Source organism: Acinetobacter sp. YH12021 (genome assembly GCF_013420145.1).
GTDB classification, from domain to species: domain Bacteria; phylum Pseudomonadota; class Gammaproteobacteria; order Pseudomonadales; family Moraxellaceae; genus Acinetobacter; species Acinetobacter towneri.
Genome location: NZ_VOYT01000014.1, coordinates 1 through 25,384 on the forward strand (window position 1 = coordinate 1; position 25,384 = coordinate 25,384).

A 25,384-nucleotide genomic window follows, 5' to 3' on the forward strand; every position below is an offset into this window, starting at 1 on the left:
TTAAAGACCTTTAGAATTCTTGCTGAACGTTATCGCAATCGGCGTAAACGCATGGGTTTACGCCTTAATTTGATTGCTGCAATTTACAACATGGAATTGATTAAAAAATGATTTTTGCAAGAGGTCTTTTATATAAATCTGGTTTACTTAAAATTAGCTTATCAATATCAATAAGCATACGTGCAGCATCGAAGTTTAAGTTTTTAATTATATAGTTTTGTATAAATCTTTTTTTAGCATAATCTGATTTAACATCAAAAATTGTATGTACATAAAAACCAATAAATTTTTCAACATCTATATATCCAGAATATTCTAATATAAAATTTACAAATTCAAAAAAACTATTCAATTTTTCATTAATCAAAAAATAATCACTTGGCTTTAACCTAGAATAATTATCCCAAATATCATCAAAATTTTCATTATATTTTTGTTCTAAATCATCTTTATAAAATTTTATCACTTTCCCATTAGAAAATATTAATTCAGCTTTTTCAAAAATAAAACCTTTTAATTTAGATGTATTGTTAGTAAGACAACAAAATAATATATTTAAAATTGTGGTTTTCCCTGAACCATTTTCTGCAACTAATATCTTCTTATTGTTTTCAATATGTATTTCAACATTTTGATAACCGTTTAACTTAGTTATTATGAATTTTTCTAGCTTCATACACCTTATCTCTAACTCTAAAAAGTAATTTATTTCATAAACCTAAGCGAATACTATTTGATTTATAATTTTTTTTCTACTAAAGCATTCATTTTATTTAATGAAATTAATATGTAATTTTTTAGCAAATGTTAAAACATTTCTTTAAAAAAAGCCTAGTACAACTCAGGGAAAGGTATTTTTCAATTTACAACATACTTGCCATAAGTGTTCCAAAATCATCTCCATCCGTCCCAACACATCATGATTCCAATATCGCACAACAACGAAACCCAAAGCCTCTAAAAACTTTGTCCGTTCAGTATCATATTCAATGGCATCATCCATTCCATGCTGACCACCATCCAACTCAATCACTAAACCAATTTCATGGCAGTAAAAATCCACAATATAAGGTTGAATTACATGCTGACGACGAAATTTCAGATTCATAAAACGCTTGGCACGGAGTATTTGCCACAGCAAATTTTCAGCATCCGTAGCAACATGACGCATAGATTTGGCAAATTGTAATAGTTGTGAATTCATCTTTTGATTCATTATTTTTTGTATTTATAGTTTTTAGACAATATAACAGTTTTTTTGTTTTCCTAAACCACTCAAGTAATTGCAGTTATTTACTCAAAACCACTATTTTACCCACTCAATTTAAGCATAGTATCAAGCATCAAAATAACAAAATAGACAATCTATGGATTGGTTTACCATCTTTATTCACGATACTACATGGGCATTTGTTGCCGAATTAATGATTCGTGCTGCACTCATGTTTAGCATGATTATTATATTTTTGCGCCTTACAGGGAAACGCGGAGTACGCCAGCTTTCTATTTTTGAATTGGCCATTATTTTATCGCTCGGTTCTATTGCGGGCGATCCCATGTTCACGGAAGATTTACCTTTGGTACACGCCTTGGTGGTGATGACAGTAGTGATTGGAATGTATCGCCTGACCACATGGCTCATGATGAAATACCAACCCTTTGAAGATTTGATTGAAGGTAAATCGCTGTATATTGTAGAAAATGGCGAACTGGTCTTAGAAAAAATTAAATACGGCAAAATGTCGCATGATGAATTCTTTGCCGAAATGCGCCAACAAGGTGTGGAGCATTTGGGACAAGTACGTGTCGGTTTACTAGAAACTGATGGCAAATTCAGCATGTTATTTTTTCATGGTGATGCCACACGCTATGGTTTACCCTTATTTCCTAAAGCTTGCCAACCCGTGTACCGCATAGCACCACACACTTATTATGCCTGCATGTATTGCGGGCATGTCCGTTTACTTGAACACGCCAATGAAATCTGTCCGCGTTGTAATCACCAACAATGGACACAGGCAATCAATACTCCATACCGCAGCTAGAATATGCTGATTTTACCTGCAACATATTTCTATGCGACTTAAGTTGTCGCAGGATTGTCATAATTAAAAGTTATACTACCTGCGCTGCCGAAGTGAAGCACTGAAAGCGCAAATAATAATTTTTGAAAATCACAAAAACGAGATCGGTATCTGCTTCAATGTGGATACCTTTTATACTCCAGCGACTCTTTAAAGGTCGCTTTTATTTTTTCCACTCAATGAATTTTTTAAAGTGGTTTAAGCCTGTCATTCTGTCTTGATGATCTATCTTCTTATTCGAGCGTGGATGAGTGAGCGCTTTTCGCAAGCTTTGCCCATTTCCAGATCGTGACAAGGCATAAAATCGCAACAACACAAATCAACAGCAAGTAATTCGCATAGCCTAAAGCATCGCCCAACATTCCACTCAGGGTATAGAGTACCCCGCTCACAGTCGCCATAATCGCAACCTGAAATGTAAAGTCGGTCCCTGCGTATTGTTTACGGCTGTACTGCATAATCAAGGTCAGCATCACCACAAGTAACATGGCAGAGCACAAATCTTCTGCAGCATTAATGCTATAAATCAGCCAGTGTGCAACATCAACTTGCTGTTCATACAATTCAGCCAAATAAGCATAGGCCACTAAACTCAAAATTTTAAGCACAGAAAAAATGATGAGGGCATGCGCTCTAGACCACCATTTCAGCATCAACCCTGCGATGCCTGCACCCAACAAAGCGGCGATTGCTCCCAACATGGTCACATAAATGCCAATTTGAGAAAAGCTTAAGCCTAAATCTACCATTAAAGGTTTTAATAAAGGGCCAGCCAAACCATCGGCAATTTTAAAGCTGAGTAACACCCATAGCCATGCGTACAGTACAGGCGTTTCCACAAAATAGCGCAGATATTCACGAATCGCAGCAAGACGTGCGTGAAATGACATTTTACTTTGAGCTTGAACAAGCACTTGTTTAGCAGCATGTTGTGGCTCTTTAAACATTAAAATTGGCAAGGTATTTAAAAACACCAATCCCGCTAAAATTAAGAAAGTTTTTTGCCAATCTAGCCAATCCAATGCCCACAGAATTGCACCACCACCCACAATAAAGCCCAGTCGTGAACCAACCACCTGAAAGGTATTACCCCAATGTTGCTGTTTGGCTTGTAAAATATTGACCGCCAAACCATCGGTGGCAATATCTTGGGTTGCACCGACCAAGTTCATACCGAGCAAAGCCACAAAAAACACCCACAAATATATAGGATGATTTAAGGACTCAATCGGTAAAAAGGACAGCCCAATCAGCACCAAAACACTCAGCCACTGGCACGGCAAAATCCAGCTACGATAATGCCCAAAATATGAATGTCCAAAGCGATCCACCAAAGGTGCCCAAAACACTTTGATTGACCATGGCAGCATTAACAAACCGAAACCGCCAATATGTGCCAAAGACACACCTTGCGCACGTAAAATCACAGGCAAGGCATGGGTCATAAAACCAACAGGCAAGCCCTGCGCCCAATACAGAGAAAATAACAACAAATAAGTTTGGCGCAAATTGGGCATAGCATCTCAATTTAGATATGGGCAAAAGATCAAAAAAACGCAGTACTACACTAAAATTTTGAATAATGGATTGTTATTTTTCATCACTTTCACATTCAGATTTCGACTATTTTGCCAATGAATCAGACAAAGCGAAAGTCTAATATCTTGAATAGATTTAGATTCATGCGTCATGATATTGGGTATTTATTGTTGTTAATCACGCACGTCAGGATGACATCGCATTCATGAAAATCACCAATCCTTTTGCACGCAGTGCACGGCAATTTCCACAGTTACCCGACCAAGTTCCACAACGTGGAACAGCCAGCAGTCGTGCTTTATTTAAAAATATTTTTTTGGCGCAAGGCTGGCAAATGGTGGGCGAATTTCCCAACTTGCCCAAAGCAGTTGCTATTATCTCACCGCATACGTCAAATATTGATGCGTGGCATGGTTTTACCGCCCTACTCGGTTTAGGTATTCAAATTACTATTTTTGGTAAGCACACTTTATTTGAAACCCCACTCAAGCCACTTTTAAACTGGATTGGGGTAATTCCTGTGGTGCGCCATTCTCCTCAAGGACATACCCAAGATATTATTGAGATTGTACGAAAAAAAGAAAAAATCTGGATTGGTATGGCGCCCGAAGGCACACGTAAACAAGCCGAAAATATCCGCAGTGGCTTTTACCATATTGCCTACGGCGCCAATATCCCAATTGTGATGTTCTCTTTTGATTATGCACACAAAACCATTCATATTTTGGGCGTGTTTCATCCTACGGGCGATTATGCTCAAGATTTAGATGCAATTTATACGCAATATCACGGCAAGTTTTCGGCTAAAAATCCACATTGGTTGGCAAAACCGTTACAAAAGCTTTTGAAAAAGGGCTAGTCAAAGTTTCTATTTTTTGTTCAGATGGGCGCAATATTCTTTGATCTAAATTTAGATTTGATATGCAACTGATTCGTTATTCTTTAGTGGGCGTACTAGCTCTAACTTTGGCTGGCTGCGACAAAACAACAAAAACACCGCCAAGCACCACACCTATCCAAGCACGTGAACCTGTAATTGCACTGGCGCTGGGTGGCGGTGGTGCTAAAGGTTTTGCACATATTGGCGTCATTAAAGTTTTAGAGTCTCACGGGATTAAACCAAAAATTGTCACAGGCACCAGTGCAGGCAGCTTTGTCGGCAGTTTATATGCCAGTGGTAAAAGTCCTTATCAGCTTCAGCACATTGCCCTGACGTTTAAAGAATCTGACATTCGTGATTTAACATTAAGCCGTCAAGGTTTTGTTGCAGGACAAAAACTGCAAGATTATGTCAATCAACACGTGGCCAACAAACCGATTGAAAAGTTTCCAATTCGTTTTGCAGCCGTTGCCACACGTTTAGATAATGGCCGCAAAGCCGACTTTATTAAAGGCAATGCAGGTCAAGCCGTTCGTGCATCTTGCAGTATTCCGAATGTCTTTGTACCAGCCACCATTGGTGGAACACAATATGTCGATGGCGGTCTGGTCAGCCCGATTCCTGTAGAAACCGCCAAAGCCATGGGGGCAGACTTGGTGATTGCTGTTGATATTTCAGCACGTCCAACAGGTAATCAACCTGTAAATATGTGGGGCTTACTCGATCAAACTTTAAATATTATGGGGCAGCAAAGTATCAATCAGGAATTGGCGCAGGCCAATATCGTGATTCAACCAAAAGTTGGACATATTGGCACACTGGATTTAAAAGCCAGTAACCAAACAATTTTAGAAGGTGAAAAAGCTGCACAATTACAGGTCAAAGCAATTCAGCAAGCCATCACTCACTTTAAAAAATCACCTGCCGCGCTGAAACCTGCACCGCGTCCGAAATTTTAAGATTCAGTGATTTTTTTAATATTCATAAACTTATTGATCTGTTAAAGTGATGAGAGCGCATCTTTTTAAGTCGATGCGTTTCTCTAAGCAATTAGAATTAACCAATCGTAAAAAATACGCGAGTAGATGTATGGAATTCGTTCTTGAACCTTGGCACTGGTTTGTACTAGGCGTTCTGTTAATGCTTTCAGAACTGGTCTTGCCTGCGTTTGCCGCTTTATGGTTTGGCATTGGGGCAGTCATGGTCGGTATTTTATACTGGATGTTCCCCATGATGGGTACCACTACCCAATTGGTGATGTGGATTATCTTGTCGGTACTGTGTACCTTGGCGTGGTTTAAATTTATCAAACCCTTATCTACCGATAAAACCAAAGCAGGCTTGTCACGCGAAGCCACTATTGGACAAATTGGCATGGTTATTCAAACCAACTTGGAACATGATCAAATTAAAGTCCGTTTCCCGATGCCCGTACTTGGTTCAGACGAATGGAACTGCCGCACCACAAGCCCTGTGCAAGTGGGAGATCGTATTCGCGTGATTGATATTTTGGGTAATGATTTGGTGGTGCAGCCGCATCACAGCGCACATGACAACGAAAAAGTGAGAAATTAAAATGTCTGGTGGATCTATTATTGTTTTAGCGATTTTAGCCTTTGTTGGAATTACCATTTTTAAAGGCGTGCGAATTGTTCCGCAAGGTTATAAGTGGATTGTGCAACGTCTGGGTAAATACCACACCACACTTGCACCGGGACTTAACTTCGTCATTCCTTATGTCGATGAAGTGGCCTATAAAGTCACCACCAAAGATATTGTATTAGATATTCCATCTCAGGAAGTCATTACCCGTGACAACGCAGTTCTGCTCATGAATGCGGTAGCGTACATTAATCTCACGACTCCTGAAAAAGCAGTGTATGGCATTGAAAACTATACTTGGGCGATTCAAAACCTTGTTCAAACCTCATTGCGTTCTATTGTGGGTGAAATGGATTTGGATGATGCCTTGTCTTCGCGCGATCACATCAAAGCCAAACTCAAAGCAGCCATTTCTGATGATATTTCAGACTGGGGAATTACCCTTAAAACTGTAGAAATTCAGGATATTAAACCATCGCATACCATGCAGGCAGCTATGGAAGAACAAGCTGCAGCAGAACGTCAGCGTCGTGCTACCGTAACCAAAGCCGATGGTGAAAAACAAGCGGCTATTTTAGAAGCCGATGGTCGTTTGGAAGCTTCACGTCGTGATGCAGAAGCGCAAGTTGTATTGGCAGAATCTTCTCAACGTGCCATTGAAATGGTCAGCTCTGCGGTAGGTGATAAAGAAATTCCTGTGGCGTACTTATTGGGTGAGCAATATGTAAAAGCCATGCAAGATATGGCGAAATCCAACAATGCCAAAACTGTGGTCTTACCTGCAGATGTCCTGAATACCATTCGTGGTGTTATGGGTCGCAATAATCCATAAGCAAATCAGATAAACATCAAGATGATAGGCAGCTTTCAAGCTGCCTATTTTATGCCCATTCAGAAAAAAATCTGAAATATTTTTTAATGTATGGTTAAATTTCGCGTTTCTTGATGAAATCAGCACCGCAGATGAGATCTCTGCACTCACCAAATTGAGTGACTCACATCTAGCAGCGGTCTGTATTTTAGTCGACTGTCCAAAACCCAAATGGATACTGTATGAGCGCACTCAACCCCACCATTATTACTTTCCTGTTTTATATTGTCGCCATGATTGTCATTGGTTTATTGGCTTATCGCGCGACTCGAAATTTCTCGGACTACATTTTAGGTGGTCGTCGTCTTGGCAGTTTTGTCACTGCACTTTCTGCAGGCGCATCCGATATGAGTGGCTGGTTGCTGATGGGCTTACCCGGTGCCATTTATCTTTCAGGTTTGTCTGAAATGTGGATTGCCGTTGGTCTGATTATTGGCGCATGGCTAAACTGGCTTTTGGTGGCAGGTCGTTTACGAGTACACACCGAAGTACAGCACAATGCACTGACTTTGCCTGATTATTTTTCTAACCGTTTTAATGATCAAAGAAAAATTTTAAGGATTGTATCTGCCTGCGTAATTCTAATTTTCTTTGCGATTTATTGTGCTTCGGGCATGGTTGCAGGTGCGCGTTTATTTGAAAGTATGTTTGATCTGCCTTATAGCACTGCATTGTGGATTAGTGCTATTGCCACCATCAGCTATGTGTTTATTGGTGGTTTCTTGGCAGTCAGCTGGACGGACACCATTCAGGCTGGCTTGATGATTTTTGCGCTCTTGCTGACCCCTATCATTACCCTACTCAGCTTTTCTGACCTAAGCCAAGTCACACTTGCTTTAGAAGCGGCTCGTCCGCAGGCGCTGAATTTAGTCGGAGATTTAAGCTGGGTCGCGATCATTTCCCTCATGGCATGGGGCTTAGGCTATTTTGGACAGCCACATATTTTAGTGCGTTTTATGGCAGTTGATTCAGTCAAGTCTATTCCGAATGCACGTCGTATTGGCATGACATGGATGACACTATGTTTAGGCGGTGCGGTGGCTGCGGGCTTTTTTGGTATCGCCTACTTCCAGCAACATCCTGAACTGGCAGGTGTGGTCAATGCCAACCCTGAAACAGTATTTATGGAACTGACCAAAATCCTGTTTAATCCGTGGGTGGCAGGTGTGGTACTGGCTGCAATTTTAGCTGCTGTGATGAGTACCCTAAGCTGTCAACTTTTGGTCTGTTCAAGTACTTTAACCGAAGATTTTTACAAATCGTTCCTGCGTAAAAATGCCTCACAAAATGAATTGGTGTGGGTCGGACGCGGCATGGTACTCATGATTGCGCTGCTTGCTATTTGGATGGCGGGTAATCCTGAATCCAAAGTTTTGGGATTGGTTTCTTATGCTTGGGCAGGCTTCGGTGCAGCATTTGGCCCACTGATTATTCTGTCTTTATTCTGGAAACGCATGACTTTAAACGGTGCATTGGCGGGGATGGTTGTCGGCGCACTTATGGTTATTCTCTGGAAAAACCTTTGGGCAGATACAGGTATTTATGAAATTATTCCAGGCTTTGTGTGTTCTTGGATTGCGATTGTCGTAGTGAGTTTATTGGGCAAAGCGCCAAGTCATGAAGTGACAGACCGTTTTGAACAGGCCGATCAGCTATATAAAGAATCGCACTAAGTTATAGATTGATCTGCATAGAGATAAAAAAGCGATAAAAAACCAGTGCCTTGAACTGCACTGGTTTTTATGTCTGAGAAAAGTTTTAGTACACTCAAATCAAGTCAATGAATCTGTAGTTTTCTCTTTCTCTGCTGCGGCTTTTTTTCTTGCCTTACTAAACCGTTTGGCAGGCCAAACCATCATAAAACGTGCACCACCCAAGTTCGGACTCTGATCGACTTCAATTTTGCCACCAAACCAATAAGCAATGCGGCTTACAATAGACAAACCTAAACCATAACCACCTGAAGCACGGGTGCGGCTGTCATCTAAACGAGCAAAGGCTTCAAATACACGTTCTCGGTCTTGTTCGGGAATCCCCGGCCCATCATCTTCCACACAAACATAGGCCATGCCTTGTTCGTTAATACCGCCACTGATCAAGACTTTATGGTCACAGTAACGGACTGCATTGCCCACCAAGTTCTGTACCACACGGTGCAAGTAACGGCGTTCAGCTTCCACTTCCAAAGTCACAGGTGGGGCAAGCAATTGAATATCTTTTTGGGTTTTCAATGCTTCTGTTTCCGTAGCCACCTGCTCTAGCACTTCAACCAAAACGATCTTTTCAATTTCTAAAGATGGCATGCCCTGTTCAAGTTTGGCATAGGTCATGATCTCATCAATCAAGGTGTTTAAAGCCTCAATATCTTTATCAATCATTTCGACTTGCTGTAAGCGATATTCGTAATCATCTTCTTCTGCCAGCATTTCCATACCAAAACGAATACGTGCCACAGGCGTGCGCAGCTCATGCGATACAGCGCGCATCAGTTCACGCTGCGCTTCAATCAAACGCTGAATATGGTCAGACATGCTGTTATAGCTAGATGCCAAACTTGCCATTTCATCTGTGCCATCTACAGGCAAACGCATGTTTAAATCGCCCGATTTAGTACGGTTTAAGGCATAGTTCACTTGGCGAATCTTACGCTGCATAGGCAAGATCAGACCATAAACCCCCAAACTCAACATAAACATACTGAGCAAGGTAATGCCTGCTGCCAACTGGAATGGCATCCAGTTAAATAACGGCACAGGCCCTAAAACCAAGACTTCTGAGGGTGAATTTGGCATCGGTGACACAATCGAGATGGTTGTACCACGCACGGTGGCATTGTCACGATATAAAATAATGCTGTGATCGAGTCTTAAACGCCCAATCTGTTCAGAATCGAGTGGCAGTTCCTGAATATTTTTAATATTGACTGGATAAGAAAAGTGCTGCTGAATTTTGGCTAGATATTCTTTTTCCTGACCCGGGTAATACACCAAATAATCTAAAACAAAAATCGGCAAAGCTTTCATTTGCCGTTCTGTAATTTTATCTGCCTTGATATATAAATAATGATTTGGATCATCTTTCATACCCAAAATAATATAGGCAATCATTTTTTCGGCATTATAGCGCACAGCCGCTTTACGTTCTTTAATCCGTCTAAGCTCTGCGCGCGACAAATCTACTTTGTCTGCCTGCACATAGTAGATGGGCAATTCCAGCAAATCGGATGCATCAGAAATCCAGTCTTTCTTTTGCTGTTCGTTTTGCTGTCGTGCAATCCCTTCACTAATAATATAAGCCATACCATCAGTTAAAGACTCACGATATTCTTGCGCACGCTGATAGTTGATGATTTGCACCAATAAGTACGCCAAAATGGCAACTACTGCAACTAAGATCACCAATCCTGCATATATGCGCAAGAATATACTGTGTTTAAGCACAAAACCCGTCCTATGTGACTTATTTTATATTTGAGTCATTATTTGACTCAGAAAAAAGCGTATTACATGCCGTTGGTTTCTTTAACGAACAAATAACCTTTACTGCGCACAGTTTTAATACGTTTTGGATTTTCAGGATCATCGCCAATTTTTGGACGAATACGTGAAATACGCACGTCAATTGAACGGTCTTGACCATCATATTCAATACCACGCAGACGCTCAAAAATATCTTCACGAGATAAAATACGCCCTGCATTTGAAGCCAATAACCATAACAAGTCATATTCTGCGCTGGTGAAATCAACCAATTCACCATTTAAAGTTACAGAACGACCACCGTTATCAATCACTAAATCATCAAATTCAATGCGCTGTGCCACTTCATCTTCAGTCACTTTGTCGGTACGGCGCAATAAAGCACGAATACGCGCCAACAACACACGCGGCTGCACAGGTTTTGCAACATAGTCATCTGCACCCATTTCCAGACCTAGCACCTGATCCATATCTTCAGTACGCGCAGTCAGCATTAAAATTGGTTGATGATAATGTGGACGAACTTCACGACAAATGGTTAAACCATCGGCACCTGGTAACATCACATCGAGCACCACAAGATCAGGTTGCTCGGCAATAATACGGCGAATCGCACGGTTGCCATCTGGTTCTACCCCAACTTCCAAACCATTGCGAATTAAGTATTCCTGCGTAAGTCGTGCAAGGCGTTCATCATCTTCAACAATTAAAATTTTTGGTAACTTTTCTTCTTGACTCATAACCTGTCCCTTTATTGGATTCGACCTATCCTTTTAAAATCTGAGAGATAGGTCTTGATATAATTTGCAATATACACACGTTTACATTGTAAACAAGATACTGTTCACCAAACTGATACATCTGCGTATTATTTTGTTATATTTTTATTAAGCATTGAATTTATAGCACTTTTCTAGTTTTGGTGATTTTTAAACATATTTAAGAAATATAAAGTTACAAAATGGGTATTTTTTGCACTAGATCAAGCCTTTGCCGCCTTTGGAAAAATTATCTCCTAACTTTTCAAGTTATCCACAAGGTTATCTATAAGCAGTTTTTCCGAGCTTTGCTATGCTATGCCCTTGCCCGATAAGGCTTATAGCCCAAAGGACAAAAAACGGTATTTTTGAGAACAATCTTAATTCCAAATCAGTCAAAATTTAAAAGAAAAAGTCAATATTGATCTACCCTCAATTTTCCCGTATCTTGTGTTCAATTCAATTTTAAACCACTAAGTCTTGTGTTTATCCCTCAATCACTGCGGCCTAAATTTTGCCCAGTTTAATGGTCCATAAACATAACAATAGATGACAATGGAGCTATGCTGACATGAGCGTAATCACCTCAACCCCTGGTCAATTACAAGTGATTAAACGCACTGGTGATGTTGCCGCTTTTGATGCTGAAAAAATTGCAGTTGCAATTGGCAAAGCGTTTTTGGCTGTAGAAGGTCAACAAAGCGCCGATTCAAGCCGCATTCATGATCGGATCGAACAACTGACTGAAATGGTGTTGAACACATTCAACCGCCGTTTACCGTCTGGCGGAACCATTCACATTGAAGAAATTCAAGACCAAGTTGAACTTGCGCTCATGCGTACAGGCGAGCAAAAAGTTGCTCGTGCTTATGTCATCTACCGTGAACAACGCTCAGAAGCACGTAAGCAAGCAGGTGAAAACCATCACCCAACTTTACAAGTCACTGATGCAAACGGTCAGCTTAAACCACTAGATTTAGGTGCGTTAAAAGCAACCGTGAATAAAGCGGCAGAAGGTTTAGAAGGCATTGATGTAGATGCCATCATTGATGAAACCGTGAAAAACCTCTACAACGGTGTAAAAGAGTCTGACATCTCAACCACCATGATGATGGCGACTCGTACCCGTATTGAGCAAGAGCCGAACTATACCTATGTGACTGCGCGTTTATTGCGTAATGACTTGGTCGCAACAGGCTTAGAATTTTTAGGTTTAGCAACAGATACACCTGAAGGCGAAGCATTAGAAACTTTCCTGAAAAAAGGTGTAGAACTTGATTTGCTTTCTGCAGACTTACTTGAGTTTGACCTTGCCAAACTTGCTGCAGCGATTCAGCCTGAACGCTCAAACCAGTTTACCTATTTAGGTCTGCAAACTTTATTTGACCGTTATTTCATTCACTCAGATGGCGTACGTTTTGAACTTCCACAATTGTTCTTTATGCGTGTGTCGATGGGTCTGGCGCTTAATGAAGATGACCGTGAAGCACGTGCAATCGAGTTCTATAACTTATTGTCTAGCTTCGACTACATGGCTTCTACGCCTACCCTGTTTAACTCAGGTACGCTACGTCCACAGTTATCAAGCTGTTACTTAACTACAATTTCTGATGACCTTTACAACATTTATGGTGCAATGCGTGACAACGCAATGCTGTCTAAATGGGCAGGTGGTTTAGGCAATGACTGGACGCCAGTACGTGCCTTGAACTCATACATCAAAGGAACAAACGGTAAATCTCAAGGTGTTGTTCCGTTCCTTAAAGTTGCTAACGATACAGCTGTTGCGGTCAACCAAGGTGGTAAGCGTAAAGGTGCGGTATGTGCGTACTTAGAAACTTGGCACTTAGACATCGAAGAATTCCTAGAGCTGCGTAAAAACACAGGGGATGACCGTCGTCGTACCCATGATATGAACACAGCCAACTGGGTACCTGACTTGTTCATGCAACGTGTCTTTGAAGATGCAGAATGGACATTGTTTACGCCATCTGAAACACCAGACTTGCACGACTTGACGGGCGAAGCTTTTGCCGAGCGTTATGCGTACTACGAAAGCATTGCCAAAGAAACCAACATGCTGCATAAGAAACTTCGTGCGAAGGACTTATGGCGCAAAATGTTGTCAATGCTGTTTGAAACAGGTCACCCGTGGATCACATTCAAAGACGTATGTAACTTACGTTCACCGCAACAACACGTTGGCGTAGTGCACTCATCTAACTTATGTACTGAAATTACCCTCAATACTAACCAAGATGAAATTGCGGTATGTAACTTGGGTTCAATCAACCTTGTGCAACACGTTCAAGGTGGTGTGTTAGACCGTGAAAAATTAGCACGTACTATTAAAACTGCAGTACGTATGCTCGACAACGTCATCGACATCAACTACTACGCAGTGCCACAAGCGAAAAATTCAAACTTGAAGCATCGCCCTGTGGGTATGGGCATCATGGGCTTCCAAGATGCGCTATATGAAATGAACTTGGCTTATGGTTCAGATGCTGCGGTTGATTTTGCCGATGAGTCTATGGAAGTAATTAGCTACTACGCAATTCAAACGTCAAGTGACTTGGCGGTTGAGCGTGGTACTTACGAAACATTTAAAGGTTCATTGTGGGATCAAGGCATCCTGCCAATCGACTCTTTAGACATCGTAGCGAAATCACGTCCTGAGCGTATGTTTGAAGTTGACCGTACACAGCGTTTAGATTGGGACAGCCTACGTGCCAAAGTTCAAAAAGATGGTATGCGTAACTCAAACGTGATGGCAATTGCACCAACAGCAACTATTTCAAATATTTGTGGTGTTTCTCAGTCTATTGAGCCGACATTCCAGAACTTATATGTGAAATCGAACTTGTCTGGTGAATTTACGGTAATCAACCCTTATCTTGTTCGTGCATTGAAAGCGCGTGATTTGTGGGATTCTGTGATGGTTAACGACCTGAAACACTTTGAAGGTTCAGTACAAAAAATTTCACGTATTCCTGAAGAACTTAAAGCAATTTTTGCGACTGCGTTTGAAGTTGAACCACGTTGGATTGTAGATGCAGCATCACGTCGTCAAAAATGGATTGATCAGGCGCAATCGTTGAACTTGTATATTGCAGGTGCAAACGGTAAGAAACTTGACCTGACTTACAAGATGGCATGGTTACGTGGTCTGAAAACCACCTATTACCTACGTGCATTAGGTGCGACTTCTGCAGAGAAATCGACCATTAACACAGGTGCATTGAACGCAGTGAAACCTGCAACAGTTACGGCAGCGCCTGTAGCCGCGGTTGCAGCACCTGAAGCAAAACCAGAAGTTCCTGCAGAGGAAGATGGCTTTGCGAATGCAGCGCCAGTGCCACAAGCATGCAGTATTGACAACCCTGATTGTGAGGCGTGTCAGTAATTAACTAAAGGTATCGACATCGGAAAAAGGCTACCTCTGTAGCCTACTGATGAGTCTTCAGAGCATGGGCTACATGTAGCATAAGTTTTCTATATTGAGGATTTATGAAGAAGAAAGATATCTTTGGTAAAGAGCTTAAGCTTACCAAAAAGGAAAAAGCAAAACATAAAAGTCGCATGGAAAAATTTGAAACACTTTCTTTGTCTGTGATTCAAATTCAAAGACTCTTAGAAATGCTGTATAAATATTTAATTCATATTGGAAAATCAGTTTTTCCAGATGAAAAAACTAAGCAAAAACTTTATAAAACTGCTTTATGGTTTGCTAAACAGTTTGTTTGGTTCATTGTCTTGCCAAGCATTTATCAGATCATTAGCAATATATTGGTATCAGCTTACTCAAATAGTTTTATGTTTTGATAAATACTATTTAGCTAAATAAAGGAAAAGCTATGTTCCAAATGACTCATAACTATCAGTTAGGACTAGCGGTTCTAGTTTTTTCCTTTATTTTCTTTTATGTACCGATGGTTTATGCATTTTTAGCCATTCGGAAACAGCAGCGTAAGCAAGATCAATAAAGTGATTGCTTAGGAAGATAAGATGACACTTCAACTTGATTTAGAAAAATATGCTAACTCAAATGCAGTTCTCATCAAGATTTATATAAATCGTATGGTACTTGGTGTTTCCTCTGTTACAGGGCAAATGGCTGAGTCCGCTTCCTTTTCACATCCTCGTTCTTTATTGGGTAACTACAGCATAGCTGAAGACACACTGACCAAGCTGATAAAACAAGGCAAATTTAGCTTTTTAGATTCAGCACCCATTATGTTTATTCAGGCTATGGAACGAACAGAAGCAGGCTTAACACAGGTGGAAATACGGGCATTGCAGGAATTAGGGTTAGCGAGTGGCGCAAGGGCTGTGGCTGTTTATGATGAAACAGGCAAATTATTAACCCCAAACTCACTTCCCTCTCCAGTCAATCTTAAACGTTTAAAAAACATGTTGGGATTAACGGTTGGAGTGATGGTATTGCTGTGCCTGATCTATGTTTTAGTGTTTAAAACTGTCACATAAATAAATTAAGATTAGAGTGAGATAAATTATGTCTATCCTAAGTTGGGACGATTTCGAAGATGATTCGCAAAAACCGGCTGCTCCTGAACACAAGTCTGCGCCCGTCGAGCCGCAAAAAGCGCATGATACGCAGATGGTATCTCATGCAGAGCAACCACAGACGACTGTGGCAGCTGCACAACCCGCTGCAGCCCCTAGAAGTAGAACAACAGATTCAACCGATCCGTTGGCAAGAGCATCTAACGCTCTAGATCAATTGGACGTTGCTCCTGGTCTTGAAGAACTGGAAATGGGTGCATCGCGCGTACAGGTTGATGATAAAGCCATGATCAACTGTCGTGCAGACTTAAACCAGCTTGTACCGTTCAAATACGAATGGGCATGGCAAAAATATCTAGATGGTTGTGCAAACCACTGGATGCCGCAAGAAGTCAACATGAACCACGACATCGCGTTGTGGAAGTCTGAAAATGGCTTAACTGAAGATGAGCGCACCATTGTTATGCGTTCACTTGGTTTCTTCTCTACTGCAGACTCATTGGTTGCAAACAACTTGGTATTGGCAATTTATCGCCACATTACCAACCCTGAATGCCGCCAGTACATTTTGCGTCAAGCCTTTGAAGAAGCGATTCACACTCATGCTTACCAGTACTGCATCGAATCTTTAGGTATGGATGAAGGTGAAGTCTTCAATATGTACCGCGAAGTACCATCGGTTGCACGTAAAGCAGCATGGGGCTTGAAGTACACGCAATCTTTAAGTGATCCTACTTTCAAAACAGGTACACCTGAAAACGACCAAATTTTGCTACGCAACTTGATCGCATTCTATTGTGTACTTGAAGGTATTTTCTTCTACTGCGGTTTCAGCCAGATCTTGTCGATGGGTCGTCGTAACAAAATGAACGGTGTTGCAGAGCAATTCCAATACATTTTACGTGATGAATCTATGCACTTGAACTTTGGTATCGACATGATTAACCAAATCAAGATTGAGAACCCGCACTTGTGGACTGCAGAATTCCAGCAAGAAGTGATTCAAATGATTCTTGAAGGCACGATGCTTGAAATTGAATATGCGCGTGACACTATGCCACGTGGCGTATTGGGTATGAACGCAGGTATGATGGAAGAATATTTGAAATTCATCTGTAACCGTCGTTTAAGTCAGCTCGGTTTACCTGAACAGTTTGTTGGCGTAAACAATCCGTTCCAATGGATGTCTGAGATGATGGACTTGCGTAAAGAGAAGAACTTCTTTGAAACGCGTGTGACCGATTACCAGACTGGCGGTGCATTGAGCTGGTAATATCGCGACACATAAAATATCGTTGTGAGACACATGAGTTGTCATTGAGAAAACCGCCATTCATGGCGGTTTTTTTAAAGATACGATCGAGTATTTAATGGCTAGGTTGTGCAAATACCTAACAATTTGATTTTTTTAATTTATTTATTTTTAAAATTTCCATAAACCTTTAAAAATCGTTATCTTACAAAATATTTATACAACAATGCCGTTTTTTTACTTCTTTTGTTCATTATGAGAATAGGACAATAATCCAACAGCCCAAAAACGACAAAAAACAAAATAAAGAAAGGCGCATCACGCGCCTTTATTCAGGCTGCTCACATTTATGCAGGAATACGCAACACCTGTCCTGGGAAAATGTCATCGGCATTTTTTAGTAATGGACGGTTAGCTTCAAAGATTTTGTTGTATTGGTTGGCATCCCCATAAAATTCTTTAGAAATTTTAGATAAGGTATCGCCTGATTTTACTGTATAGAACTTGCTTTCTGGTTCTGGGGTTGCAACTGTGAGTTGATCATCTACTTGTGCAACATGGTCAATATTACCCACTGCAAGAATAATTTTTTCACGGTCTGCCTGACTGTTGACCTGTCCACGCACTGTCGCTAAGTCAGTAGTTGCGTTATAACTCACCGATAAACCTGTCACAGGTAAGCCTAAACTTTTCACATGCCCCAAAAGTTTATTGGCAATTTCTTGTGCTGATGGTTCTGCAGGTGTGCTTGGTGCAGCTTGTGGCTCTGCAGGTGCTGTATTTTTCTTACCAATCCCTTTTACAAAATCAAAAAGACCCATGAGGTACTCCTATTTTCTTTTCTGCTGTTATAAAGCGTCACTCATTTGCATGAGCACGATGTTCTCATTTATTTATAACTAAAAAATAAGCCACTTCGGTTGTGATTAGACATTAGCTTGGTAACAAAATGTAAACTGCATCACATATTCAAAAAACAAGCCGTTTTTCATGTTTTATTTTAAAAACTCCAGCACATAAAAAAGCCACCTTGCGGTGGCTTTCATTTCAGCAGTGCTGAAATCAACAATTAACCAAGTTTTTTAGTTACGTAGTCAATTGCTGATTGAACTGTTGTGATTTCGTTAGAATCTTCGTCTGGGATTGTGATGTCAAAATCGTTTTCGAAAGACATTACAAGCTCTACTAAGTCTAAAGAGTCAGCACCTAAGTCATCCATAAAAGATGCTTCGTTTTTGATTTCTTCAGCTTTAAGACCAAGTTGTTCTGCAACCGCTTGTTTAACGCGTTGTTCGATATCGCTCACAGGAATTCTCCTCATTGCTTGTGGCGTTTTTAATGCCGTTAGTTTAATTGAATCTATAAAATTTTGAAAGTTTATACTTGAGCTTAGCTCATGTATAAACCACCATTTACGTGTAACACTGTACCAGTGATGTAACCGGCTTTGTCAGAAGCCAAGAAACTCACTGCATTTGCGATATCTTGTGGATCACCTAAACGGTTTAATGCCACTTGCTCACTCATTTTTTTGCGAATTTCTTCACTTAACTGATCTGTCATTTCAGTTGCAATAAAGCCCGGCGCAACCGAGTTTACTGTAATTTGACGACTGCCCATTTCTTTGGCAAGGCTTCGGCTGAATGCTTCAATACCGGCTTTTGCCGCAGAATAGTTGGCTTGTCCTGGGTTCGCAAAATGTGCCACCACAGAACTAATATTAATAATGCGTCCAAAACGTGCTTTGGTCATGCCTTTCAAGACACGTTTAGATAAACGGTAAACTGCCTTTAAGTGAATGTTGAGAATGTCATCCCAATCATCTTCTGACATACGCAGTAACAAATTATCTTTGGTGATACCCGCATTGTTGACCAATACCAAAACTGAACCATAGCTTTGTTCAATGTCAGAAACTAAGGCATCAATGGCTGCACCATCACGGACATCCAATACTTTACCTGCACCGTTTTCTGCAAAACTTGCCGATAATTTTTCTGCGCCCGCTTCAGAAGTGGCAGTACCTACCACAAAAAAACCGTCTTGAATGAGTTGCTGAGCGATGGCTGCACCAATCCCTCGGCTTGCACCTGTGACTAATGCAACTTTACGTTCTTGTGTCATGCAATTTTCCCTTCTGCCACTAAAATGGCATTTAGTGCATCTTCCATACGACTTTGTGTGTCGAGTGGGAATGCTTTTTCGATATTCGGTAAACGCTTCGCAAGATTCGCCAATACGTTGCCTGGGCCACATTCCACGATATATTCAATACCTTGATCTTGTAGATATTGCATAGTTTGTGTCCACTGCACCGATTGATACAATTGCGCAGTAAGTGCCTGACCTAATTGCGCAACATCTGCCGCGATTCCAGCGTTGACATTTTGTATTACAGGAATACGCGGTAGCTCAATGGCAGTTTGTTCCAAAGCTTGTGCAAACTGTTCTGCCGCAGGTTTCATCAATGAACAGTGCGAAGGTACAGATACAGGCAGTGCAATAGCTTTGCCACCATTTTCTTTAGCCAATGCCATCACAGCTTCGACTAAAGTTTTATCGCCTGCAATCACGACTTGGCCTTGCGCGTTGTAGTTCGCTGCTTCTACCGAGCCACGACCTTGCACATTGACTTGTTCACATAGCTCTAGCACTTTGGCATCTTCAAGACCCAAAATAGCCGCCATAGCGCCCTGCCCTTGTGGTACAGCATTTTGCATTAACTTACCACGTAAGTTCACCAATTTGACTGCATCGCCCAAGCTTAGGCTGCCTGCTGCAACCAATGCGCTGTATTCGCCTAATGAGTGCCCTGCCAAGTATTTTGGTGCAACACCACCCAGCTCTAACCACACACGCCATAATGCGATACTTGCAGTGAGTAATACCGGCTGAGTAAATTCTGTTTGGTCTAAACCTTCACCACTTTGTGCAATGTGCCATAAGTCAAAGCCAATTGCTTCAGAGGCTTCTGCAAATGTTTCGCGCACACCGCTAAACTGTTCTGCAAGCTCAGCCAACATACCGGCTTTTTGTGAGCCTTGACCAGGAAAGACAAATGCAGTTTTAGTGGCTTGAGCTGCTTGCTCGAGTCGTTTAGCAGACATAAAAAATCCTTTAATTAAGATGCGCAAATTGTAGTTTTTAGCAGCTACAATCCACACCTTCTCATGTAAGCTCAGTTATGGAGCGAAAATTTAACACTTAATTTTGCTTTTAGTAATTGCCAAATACAACAAAAATCGGGCACAAAAAAAGGGAGCTTACGCTCCCATTTTTTCTACTAAGCTTGACGCTTAATACATCACCAATTATTCAGCATCTGCTGCTTTAGCGAATAATTGACGACCACGGTAGAAACCATCTTTAGTTACGTGGTGACGACGATGAGTTTCACCAGTAGCTTGGTCTACAGTTAATGCATTCTCGGTTAAAGCGTCATGTGAACGGCGCATGTCACGGCGAGAGCGACTTTTACGGTTTTGCTGAACGGCCATGATGGCTCCTTACAAAGATCGAAAAAATGGATCAGAACAAATTGAGTTGTCTTAACTGGAAATTATAACATAATTTTCAGTTAAGTTTACCTTTCAAACTTGCCAAAACATCAAACGGATTATCACGTTTTTCTTCAGCAATGTTCTGAATGGCAGGTTGATGCTTATGCTCGCAAGCATCATGCTTAGGAGATAAAGGCAACAACAATAACAATTCATCTTCTATAAGTGTCAGTAAATTAGCCGTCGCTGGCGAGTCATAATCGCCTTTGCAGGTGGCTTCACTTTCACCTAAAACAATGAAATCAGCATCCTCATCCAAGCGCTCTATCAGTGACTCATCATCCACAAGAGCTAGATGAAAATCTGAAACGAGGTCTATTTCTACAGAACCCAAGCAACGCTGGCATTCCATTGGAACTTTCGTTTCAATATGACCATCTAGCCATGCAATGCGATGATACGCATCCATTGATAGCTTACAGTCTATGTTAACCAATTGATCATCAATTGATCCAACAGCTTCACGGGCGATACGAGCAAAGCGAGACAATGGCAGGTTACCTGACCATGTAAAGCCCTGTTCAGCCCATTTAAACGGCTCAATCTGTGCCGGAAAGGTATTTGCTGACATAATTAAGGCGGCAATTCTACAAATTCATCAGTACTCTGTCAAAGATTAAGATACAATTTTGTACTTATTTAGACAGACCAATTTTGGGTAACACAGTCATGCATCTGTTGCAGCCGCAAACAGAAGTGAATTTTTCATCACTTGTGAGCACACTTCCAACCACCAATTCTGACACTTCGCCCCCCCAAGTGCAACTCTCGGACTGGGCCAAACTGAATACAGAAGCGGAACAGGTGGACTGGCTCATCTTACACTTTAATCACTGGTTTTCCCACCTAAATGTGAACTTGGTCAAAGGTGACTTTGAACCTGAGTACTTTCCTGCAACAACAGACCAACCTGCACGAATTCAATTTGCGCATGGCTTCTTTAATAGTGCACTGCATGAAATTAGCCACTGGACCATTGCAGGTGAACAACGCCGCCTATTGTCCGATTTAGGCTATTGGTATGCCCCCGATGGTCGCACTCAAGAACAACAAGCCTTGTTTGAACAAGTCGAAATAAAGCCGCAGGCAATAGAATGGCTGTTTGCTCAAGCGTTTGGGCGTAAATTCCGCGTGTCTTTAGACAACCTGACGGGTGAAGGTGGAGATGGCAGCACTTTTAAAGACAATGTCTTTGCACAAGTGCAGCGTTATTTTAATGGCGAAGCCAAATTACCACGCGATGCAAAACGCTTGATTGAATGTATTTGTTACTGTACCCGAGGTGGCAAAACATTACAAATTGAAGAATTTGAACGTAAAAATCTAGATTAAATGCAATAAAGCATGGGGCAATGATTGCAAGTGACATCCATCCCCTTTCATAATGAAGCGACGAACACAATTACGCACTGAGGGAATTCATATGTTGCATTTAAGAGTACATCCTGAAAATCCGCAGCCGCGTCTCATCAGCCAAGCGGTTGAACGCATACGCGCGGGCGATGTGGTGGTTTATCCAACCGATGCTGCCTATGCAATTGGTTGCCAGATTGGTAACAAAAATGCGATGGAGCGTATTTCACAAATTCGTGGTTTAGGTGCTAAACACCAATACGCCATTATTTGTGCCGATTTATCTGACATTGCCACCTACGCCAAAGTAGACAATGCCATGTATCGTCTACTAAAAAACAATACCCCAGCGGTGACGACCTTTATTTTACCTGCGACCAGTGAAGTGCCACGTCGCTTAATGCATCCGAATAAAAAAACCATTGGTTTGCGTATTCCAAGCAATCCAATTTGCCGCATGCTGCTGAAAGAGCTGGGTGAACCTTTACTGACCAGTACCCTGATTTTACCAGGTCAGGAAGACCCTTTAGATGATCCTTACGAGATTGATTTACAGCTCAGCAAACGCATAGATGTACTGATTGATGGTGGCTTAGGCACACTCAGCACCACCAGTATTGTGGACTTGTCGGGTGACAGCCCGCAAATTGTACGTCGTGGTGTGGGTGATGTGAGTGCTTTTGAATAAGCACTCCTTTTATTAACGCCTGTATTTATTACCTTCGCAATATCATCACCCAAGAAAATACCCCTATTTATTTTTGGCTTTTTTTGACATTTGGCTGTAGAACAGATTTATTTCAACCACGATATCCTTTAGACTAGCCGCTATTAATTTTGTGCTATTTCTCTACCGCTCCTCCTATCTAAAGCGGAAATAGCGTTTGCATGCTTTTGAAAATTCGCGTGGCCCAATACTGTAATGAATCAATCCCTCCACAATGCGATGGAACCTGCCCAACACATTCGTGTGTTAGATGAATGGCAAGAGTCGATTCCAGAGGATTTATATATTCCTCCTGCAGCATTTGAAATTCTGTTAGAGCATTTCGAAGGACCACTCGACTTTCTAATTTACCTGATTCAAAAAAATGGCTTCGATTTACTCCAGTTAGATATTGCCCCGATTGCATCGCAATATCTGTCGTATATGGATGCCATGAAATCGCTAAATATTGAACTGACTGCCGATTATATGGTGATGGCGGCATTACTGGCCGATTTAAAATCCCGCCTATTGTTGCCTAAACCTGCCAGTATCAGCAGCATTGAAAAAGACCCAAAACAAGAGCTGATTGACCGTTTAGAAACCTATTTAAGAGTCAAACAAGCAGCTGAACGCTTGGGGCAAATGCCTGTTTTAGAACGCGATACTTTTGCTACCAATCTTAGCTTAGGGCATACCGCAGTCAATAATGTCGGCTATGCAGCCGATCAATTACGTGATGCCTTGTTCTGCATTTTTAATCGTCCTGAACCTGTCACCCATCAAATTTTGCAAGAACCTGTTTTACTTGAAGAACGGATTGCATTTATTGAAGCCAAACTCGCATCGGGTGAAGTACTGAGTTTTGATGCGTTGCTAAAACCAAGTCAGGGACGCATGGGCATGGTTGTGACCTTTATGGCGATTTTAGAACTGACTCGCCAGCAAAAAGTGTGCATTATCAGCAGTGGGATTGAAGCACCATTGAGCATTCAAGGGGCGCAGGCATGAATCCAGAACCCATAATTTCGAGCTTGTCTGAAGGCGAACAACAGCATGAAGTGCTGATGCAACTCGAAGCAATTATTTTTGCCAGTGACAGTGCTGTGTCTTTAGCGCGTCTGAAAGAAGCTTTTCAAGATAAATATAGCAAAGCGCAATTACGCCAGTTTTTACAACAATTGGCCATGTTACAACATGGTCGCTCGATTGAACTGATCGAAACCGCACAAGGTTTCCGTTTTCAGGTGCGGGCAAAGTATCGTACAATTATTACACAGGTGTGGCCTGAACGTCCGACTAGACTTTCACCCTCTATGCTGGAAATATTGGCCGTGATTGCCTACCACCAGCCTGTGACCCGTGCAGATATTGAACAAATTCGCGGAGTATCAAACAATAGTCAAATTTTACGTACATTGTTTGACTGGAACTGGATTAAGGAATCTGGCTTTCGAGAACTCCCAGGAAGACCTGCGTTGTTAGTTACAACGCCCCAATTTTTAAATGCGTTTGGCTTGAATTCCTTAAGCCAATTGCCTCCCCTACAGGATGCCAAGGAAGCTTTCATGGCACTCGATGCATCTGCGTCTGTGTCTTGAATAGGTAAACTGTTGATGATCATTTCTAAGGTTGTGCTGTCATGAGTGAAAAGTTGCAAAAGGTACTCGCACGAGTAGGCTTGGGTTCTCGCCGTTATATGGAAGAAGTCATTGCCGCTGGTCGTGTGAGTGTCAACGGCCAAGTTGCCCAAGTGGGTGAACGAATCGAACCAGGTGATGAGCTTCGCATCGATGGTCGTAAAGTTCAGTTCCAAATTGAAGATGAAATTCGTCGTCGTGTTCTGATTTATTACAAACCAGAAGGCGAAATTTGCTCACGCAATGACCCAGAACAGCGCCCAACTGTATTTGACAACCTACCTGCAATTGCAAATGATCGCTGGGTGATGGTTGGTCGTCTGGATATTAACTCGACAGGCTTATTGTTATTTACCAATGATGGTGAACTCGCCAACCGTTTAATGCACCCATCTAACGAAATTGAACGTGAATATGCGGTTCGCGTTATGGGTGAAGTGACGCCACAACTGAAAAACAACATGCTGCGCGGTGTCGTGCTAGATGACGGCCCTGCCAAGTTTGAATCTTTCTCTGAAATTGGCGGTGATGGTATTAACCGCTGGTATCAAGTGGTGGTTAAAGAAGGTCGTAACCGTGAGGTTCGCCGTATTTTTGAATCACAAGGTTTGAAAGTCAGCCGCTTATTACGTACTCGTTACGGTACCGTGATTTTACCGCGTGAATTGCGTACAGGTCGCTGGATGGAATTAGATAAAAATGACATCGATAACCTTGCCAAAGCGGTTGAGTTAAAACCACGTCAAGGCACAGGTTTGTACGGCATGGCAAAACGTCGCAATGAGCGTATGCAGGAAAAACCATTGGCGGCTCGTCGTGGTGGTTTCTTGCGTCAGCAACGTCGTGACACCGAAGAAGCTGCACAAAACACAGGTTTTGCACCGCGTGAACGTCGTCAGGACGGTAACAGTTACGGCAACCGCGAACCACGCCAAGACGGTAACAGTTACGGCAACCGTGAGCGTCGTCAAGATGGTAACAGCTATGGCAACCGCGAACGTCGCCAAGATGGCAACAGCTATGGCAACCGTGAACGTCGCCAAGATGGTAACAGCTATGGCAACCGTGAACGTCATCAAGATGGCAATAGCTACGGCAACCGAGAACCACGTCAGGATGGTAACAGCTACGGC

The 25,384-nt window shown here is 41.7% G+C and carries 26 protein-coding genes and 2 pseudogenes; 17 read left to right on the forward strand and 11 right to left on the reverse strand.

The annotated features are described in order from the left end of the window. Positions 1-111: pseudogene (locus FTT91_RS10695) on the forward strand (IS5/IS1182 family transposase); the annotation flags it as partial. On the opposite strand, the gene FTT91_RS10700 reads toward FTT91_RS10695, so the two are convergent. After that, entirely contained in the window at positions 101-676 is a 576-nt protein-coding gene (locus tag FTT91_RS10700) for an AAA family ATPase (RefSeq protein WP_180169390.1), read from the reverse strand. The pseudogene FTT91_RS10695 and the gene FTT91_RS10700 overlap by 11 nt on opposite strands. 165 nt (positions 677-841) lie before the next feature. Beyond that, complete coding sequence (locus tag FTT91_RS10705) at positions 842-1,216, reverse strand: endonuclease domain-containing protein (protein WP_180169391.1); 375 nt, start codon at positions 1,214-1,216, stop codon at positions 842-844. Between the two features lie 151 nt (positions 1,217-1,367). Between FTT91_RS10705 and FTT91_RS10710 the strand changes: the two genes are divergently transcribed. Next, entirely contained in the window at positions 1,368-2,045 is a 678-nt protein-coding gene (locus tag FTT91_RS10710; RefSeq protein ID WP_180169392.1) for a YetF domain-containing protein, read from the forward strand. Positions 2,046-2,317: 272 nt separating this feature from the next. Here the strand turns inward: FTT91_RS10710 and FTT91_RS10715 are convergent, their stop codons facing one another. Further along, on the reverse strand, positions 2,318-3,601 hold the full coding sequence (locus tag FTT91_RS10715) for an MFS transporter (RefSeq protein ID WP_180169393.1): 1,284 nt from the start codon (positions 3,599-3,601) through the stop codon (positions 2,318-2,320). A 227-nt stretch (positions 3,602-3,828) separates the two neighbouring features. Here FTT91_RS10715 and FTT91_RS10720 point away from each other — a divergent pair, with 227 nt between their 5' ends. From FTT91_RS10720 to putP, 5 genes are all read left to right on the forward strand, one after another. After that, a complete protein-coding gene (locus FTT91_RS10720) occupies positions 3,829-4,482 on the forward strand; it encodes a 1-acyl-sn-glycerol-3-phosphate acyltransferase (RefSeq protein WP_004972299.1) in 654 nt (217 codons plus the stop codon). A gap of 62 nt (positions 4,483-4,544) precedes the next feature. Next, positions 4,545-5,462 (forward strand): patatin-like phospholipase family protein, encoded by a 918-nt coding sequence (locus tag FTT91_RS10725; protein WP_180169394.1) that lies wholly within the window; start codon positions 4,545-4,547, stop codon positions 5,460-5,462. A 130-nt stretch (positions 5,463-5,592) separates the two neighbouring features. After that, positions 5,593-6,078 (forward strand): NfeD family protein, encoded by a 486-nt coding sequence (locus tag FTT91_RS10730; protein ID WP_096902094.1) that lies wholly within the window; start codon positions 5,593-5,595, stop codon positions 6,076-6,078. A gap of 1 nt (position 6,079) precedes the next feature. After that, positions 6,080-6,937 carry an SPFH domain-containing protein gene (locus FTT91_RS10735; RefSeq protein WP_004972306.1) on the forward strand — a complete coding sequence of 286 codons (858 nt, stop codon included), beginning with the start codon at positions 6,080-6,082 and terminating at the stop codon, positions 6,935-6,937. Positions 6,938-7,158: 221 nt separating this feature from the next. Continuing rightward, positions 7,159-8,649, forward strand: a complete 1,491-nt coding sequence (putP, locus tag FTT91_RS10740; RefSeq protein WP_180169395.1) for a sodium/proline symporter PutP — start codon at positions 7,159-7,161, stop codon at positions 8,647-8,649. Positions 8,650-8,748: 99 nt separating this feature from the next. Here putP and bfmS read toward each other — a convergent pair whose 3' ends face one another. Beyond that, positions 8,749-10,416, reverse strand: coding sequence for a sensor histidine kinase BfmS (gene bfmS, locus FTT91_RS10745; protein WP_373686115.1), 1,668 nt, complete (start codon positions 10,414-10,416; stop codon positions 8,749-8,751). Between the two features lie 62 nt (positions 10,417-10,478). Then, entirely contained in the window at positions 10,479-11,195 is a 717-nt protein-coding gene (gene bfmR, locus FTT91_RS10750) for a response regulator transcription factor BfmR (protein WP_096902057.1), read from the reverse strand. Between the two features lie 589 nt (positions 11,196-11,784). Between bfmR and FTT91_RS10755 the strand changes: the two genes are divergently transcribed. The 5 genes from FTT91_RS10755 to FTT91_RS10775 all read left to right on the forward strand — a co-directional run bounded on the left by FTT91_RS10755 (position 11,785) and on the right by FTT91_RS10775 (position 17,013). Beyond that, positions 11,785-14,619 (forward strand): ribonucleoside-diphosphate reductase subunit alpha, encoded by a 2,835-nt coding sequence (locus FTT91_RS10755; protein ID WP_180169396.1) that lies wholly within the window; start codon positions 11,785-11,787, stop codon positions 14,617-14,619. A gap of 104 nt (positions 14,620-14,723) precedes the next feature. Next, complete coding sequence (locus FTT91_RS10760; protein ID WP_180169397.1) at positions 14,724-15,038, forward strand: hypothetical protein; 315 nt, start codon at positions 14,724-14,726, stop codon at positions 15,036-15,038. 32 nt (positions 15,039-15,070) lie between these two features. Then, the gene (locus FTT91_RS10765; protein WP_180169398.1) at positions 15,071-15,199 is read left to right on the forward strand and encodes a preprotein translocase subunit YajC; all 129 of its coding nucleotides are present in this window, start codon (positions 15,071-15,073) and stop codon (positions 15,197-15,199) included. Positions 15,200-15,221: 22 nt separating this feature from the next. Beyond that, positions 15,222-15,701, forward strand: coding sequence for a hypothetical protein (locus tag FTT91_RS10770; RefSeq protein ID WP_180169399.1), 480 nt, complete (start codon positions 15,222-15,224; stop codon positions 15,699-15,701). Positions 15,702-15,729: 28 nt separating this feature from the next. Then, positions 15,730-17,013 carry a ribonucleotide-diphosphate reductase subunit beta gene (locus FTT91_RS10775; protein ID WP_178319240.1) on the forward strand — a complete coding sequence of 428 codons (1,284 nt, stop codon included), beginning with the start codon at positions 15,730-15,732 and terminating at the stop codon, positions 17,011-17,013. 326 nt (positions 17,014-17,339) lie between these two features. Here FTT91_RS10775 and lysM read toward each other — a convergent pair whose 3' ends face one another. The 6 genes from lysM to FTT91_RS10805 all read right to left on the reverse strand — a co-directional run bounded on the left by lysM (position 17,340) and on the right by FTT91_RS10805 (position 21,123). Continuing rightward, entirely contained in the window at positions 17,340-17,813 is a 474-nt protein-coding gene (lysM, locus tag FTT91_RS10780) for a peptidoglycan-binding protein LysM (RefSeq protein ID WP_004972325.1), read from the reverse strand. 248 nt (positions 17,814-18,061) lie between these two features. Continuing rightward, a complete protein-coding gene (acpP, locus tag FTT91_RS10785) occupies positions 18,062-18,298 on the reverse strand; it encodes an acyl carrier protein (protein WP_001279871.1) in 237 nt (78 codons plus the stop codon). Positions 18,299-18,381: 83 nt separating this feature from the next. Continuing rightward, positions 18,382-19,116 (reverse strand): 3-oxoacyl-ACP reductase FabG, encoded by a 735-nt coding sequence (gene fabG / locus FTT91_RS10790; RefSeq protein ID WP_019837736.1) that lies wholly within the window; start codon positions 19,114-19,116, stop codon positions 18,382-18,384. Next, a complete protein-coding gene (gene fabD, locus FTT91_RS10795) occupies positions 19,113-20,099 on the reverse strand; it encodes an ACP S-malonyltransferase (protein WP_096902067.1) in 987 nt (328 codons plus the stop codon). Before fabD ends, fabG begins: the two co-directional genes overlap by 4 nt. 204 nt (positions 20,100-20,303) lie before the next feature. Next, entirely contained in the window at positions 20,304-20,489 is a 186-nt protein-coding gene (rpmF, locus tag FTT91_RS10800; RefSeq protein WP_000290730.1) for a 50S ribosomal protein L32, read from the reverse strand. A 76-nt stretch (positions 20,490-20,565) separates the two neighbouring features. Further along, the gene (locus FTT91_RS10805) at positions 20,566-21,123 is read right to left on the reverse strand and encodes a DUF177 domain-containing protein (RefSeq protein ID WP_179993626.1); all 558 of its coding nucleotides are present in this window, start codon (positions 21,121-21,123) and stop codon (positions 20,566-20,568) included. 98 nt (positions 21,124-21,221) lie between these two features. On the opposite strand from FTT91_RS10805, the gene FTT91_RS10810 reads away from it, so the two are divergent. The 5 genes and pseudogenes from FTT91_RS10810 to rluB form a co-directional block, all read left to right on the forward strand. After that, positions 21,222-21,884 carry an elongation factor P hydroxylase gene (locus FTT91_RS10810; protein ID WP_104853112.1) on the forward strand — a complete coding sequence of 221 codons (663 nt, stop codon included), beginning with the start codon at positions 21,222-21,224 and terminating at the stop codon, positions 21,882-21,884. A 91-nt stretch (positions 21,885-21,975) separates the two neighbouring features. After that, positions 21,976-22,593 (forward strand): L-threonylcarbamoyladenylate synthase, encoded by a 618-nt coding sequence (locus FTT91_RS10815; protein WP_168525101.1) that lies wholly within the window; start codon positions 21,976-21,978, stop codon positions 22,591-22,593. 234 nt (positions 22,594-22,827) lie between these two features. Beyond that, positions 22,828-23,622 carry a ScpA family protein gene (locus tag FTT91_RS10820; RefSeq protein ID WP_180169400.1) on the forward strand — a complete coding sequence of 265 codons (795 nt, stop codon included), beginning with the start codon at positions 22,828-22,830 and terminating at the stop codon, positions 23,620-23,622. Further along, on the forward strand, positions 23,619-24,212 hold the full coding sequence (scpB, locus tag FTT91_RS10825) for an SMC-Scp complex subunit ScpB (protein ID WP_096902078.1): 594 nt from the start codon (positions 23,619-23,621) through the stop codon (positions 24,210-24,212). The genes FTT91_RS10820 and scpB overlap by 4 nt, the downstream gene beginning before the upstream one ends. 41 nt (positions 24,213-24,253) lie before the next feature. After that, positions 24,254-25,174: pseudogene (gene rluB, locus FTT91_RS10830) on the forward strand (23S rRNA pseudouridine(2605) synthase RluB); the annotation flags it as partial. Positions 25,175-25,384: the final 210 nt, after the last annotated feature.

Coding starts and splice junctions, on each gene's coding strand:
- FTT91_RS10700 (WP_180169390.1), bottom strand. CDS start 676: ATGAAGCTAGAAAAATTCATAATAACTAAGTTAAACGGTTATCAAAAT.
- FTT91_RS10705 (WP_180169391.1), bottom strand. CDS start 1,216: ATGAATCAAAAGATGAATTCACAACTATTACAATTTGCCAAATCTATG.
- FTT91_RS10710 (WP_180169392.1), top strand. CDS start 1,368: ATGGATTGGTTTACCATCTTTATTCACGATACTACATGGGCATTTGTT.
- FTT91_RS10715 (WP_180169393.1), bottom strand. CDS start 3,601: ATGCCCAATTTGCGCCAAACTTATTTGTTGTTATTTTCTCTGTATTGG.
- FTT91_RS10720 (WP_004972299.1), top strand. CDS start 3,829: ATGAAAATCACCAATCCTTTTGCACGCAGTGCACGGCAATTTCCACAG.
- FTT91_RS10725 (WP_180169394.1), top strand. CDS start 4,545: ATGCAACTGATTCGTTATTCTTTAGTGGGCGTACTAGCTCTAACTTTG.
- FTT91_RS10730 (WP_096902094.1), top strand. CDS start 5,593: ATGGAATTCGTTCTTGAACCTTGGCACTGGTTTGTACTAGGCGTTCTG.
- FTT91_RS10735 (WP_004972306.1), top strand. CDS start 6,080: ATGTCTGGTGGATCTATTATTGTTTTAGCGATTTTAGCCTTTGTTGGA.
- putP (WP_180169395.1), top strand. CDS start 7,159: ATGAGCGCACTCAACCCCACCATTATTACTTTCCTGTTTTATATTGTC.
- bfmR (WP_096902057.1), bottom strand. CDS start 11,195: ATGAGTCAAGAAGAAAAGTTACCAAAAATTTTAATTGTTGAAGATGAT.
- FTT91_RS10755 (WP_180169396.1), top strand. CDS start 11,785: ATGAGCGTAATCACCTCAACCCCTGGTCAATTACAAGTGATTAAACGC.
- FTT91_RS10760 (WP_180169397.1), top strand. CDS start 14,724: ATGAAGAAGAAAGATATCTTTGGTAAAGAGCTTAAGCTTACCAAAAAG.
- FTT91_RS10765 (WP_180169398.1), top strand. CDS start 15,071: ATGTTCCAAATGACTCATAACTATCAGTTAGGACTAGCGGTTCTAGTT.
- FTT91_RS10770 (WP_180169399.1), top strand. CDS start 15,222: ATGACACTTCAACTTGATTTAGAAAAATATGCTAACTCAAATGCAGTT.
- FTT91_RS10775 (WP_178319240.1), top strand. CDS start 15,730: ATGTCTATCCTAAGTTGGGACGATTTCGAAGATGATTCGCAAAAACCG.
- lysM (WP_004972325.1), bottom strand. CDS start 17,813: ATGGGTCTTTTTGATTTTGTAAAAGGGATTGGTAAGAAAAATACAGCA.
- fabG (WP_019837736.1), bottom strand. CDS start 19,116: ATGACACAAGAACGTAAAGTTGCATTAGTCACAGGTGCAAGCCGAGGG.
- fabD (WP_096902067.1), bottom strand. CDS start 20,099: ATGTCTGCTAAACGACTCGAGCAAGCAGCTCAAGCCACTAAAACTGCA.
- rpmF (WP_000290730.1), bottom strand. CDS start 20,489: ATGGCCGTTCAGCAAAACCGTAAAAGTCGCTCTCGCCGTGACATGCGC.
- FTT91_RS10805 (WP_179993626.1), bottom strand. CDS start 21,123: ATGTCAGCAAATACCTTTCCGGCACAGATTGAGCCGTTTAAATGGGCT.
- FTT91_RS10810 (WP_104853112.1), top strand. CDS start 21,222: ATGCATCTGTTGCAGCCGCAAACAGAAGTGAATTTTTCATCACTTGTG.
- FTT91_RS10815 (WP_168525101.1), top strand. CDS start 21,976: ATGTTGCATTTAAGAGTACATCCTGAAAATCCGCAGCCGCGTCTCATC.
- FTT91_RS10820 (WP_180169400.1), top strand. CDS start 22,828: ATGAATCAATCCCTCCACAATGCGATGGAACCTGCCCAACACATTCGT.
- scpB (WP_096902078.1), top strand. CDS start 23,619: ATGAATCCAGAACCCATAATTTCGAGCTTGTCTGAAGGCGAACAACAG.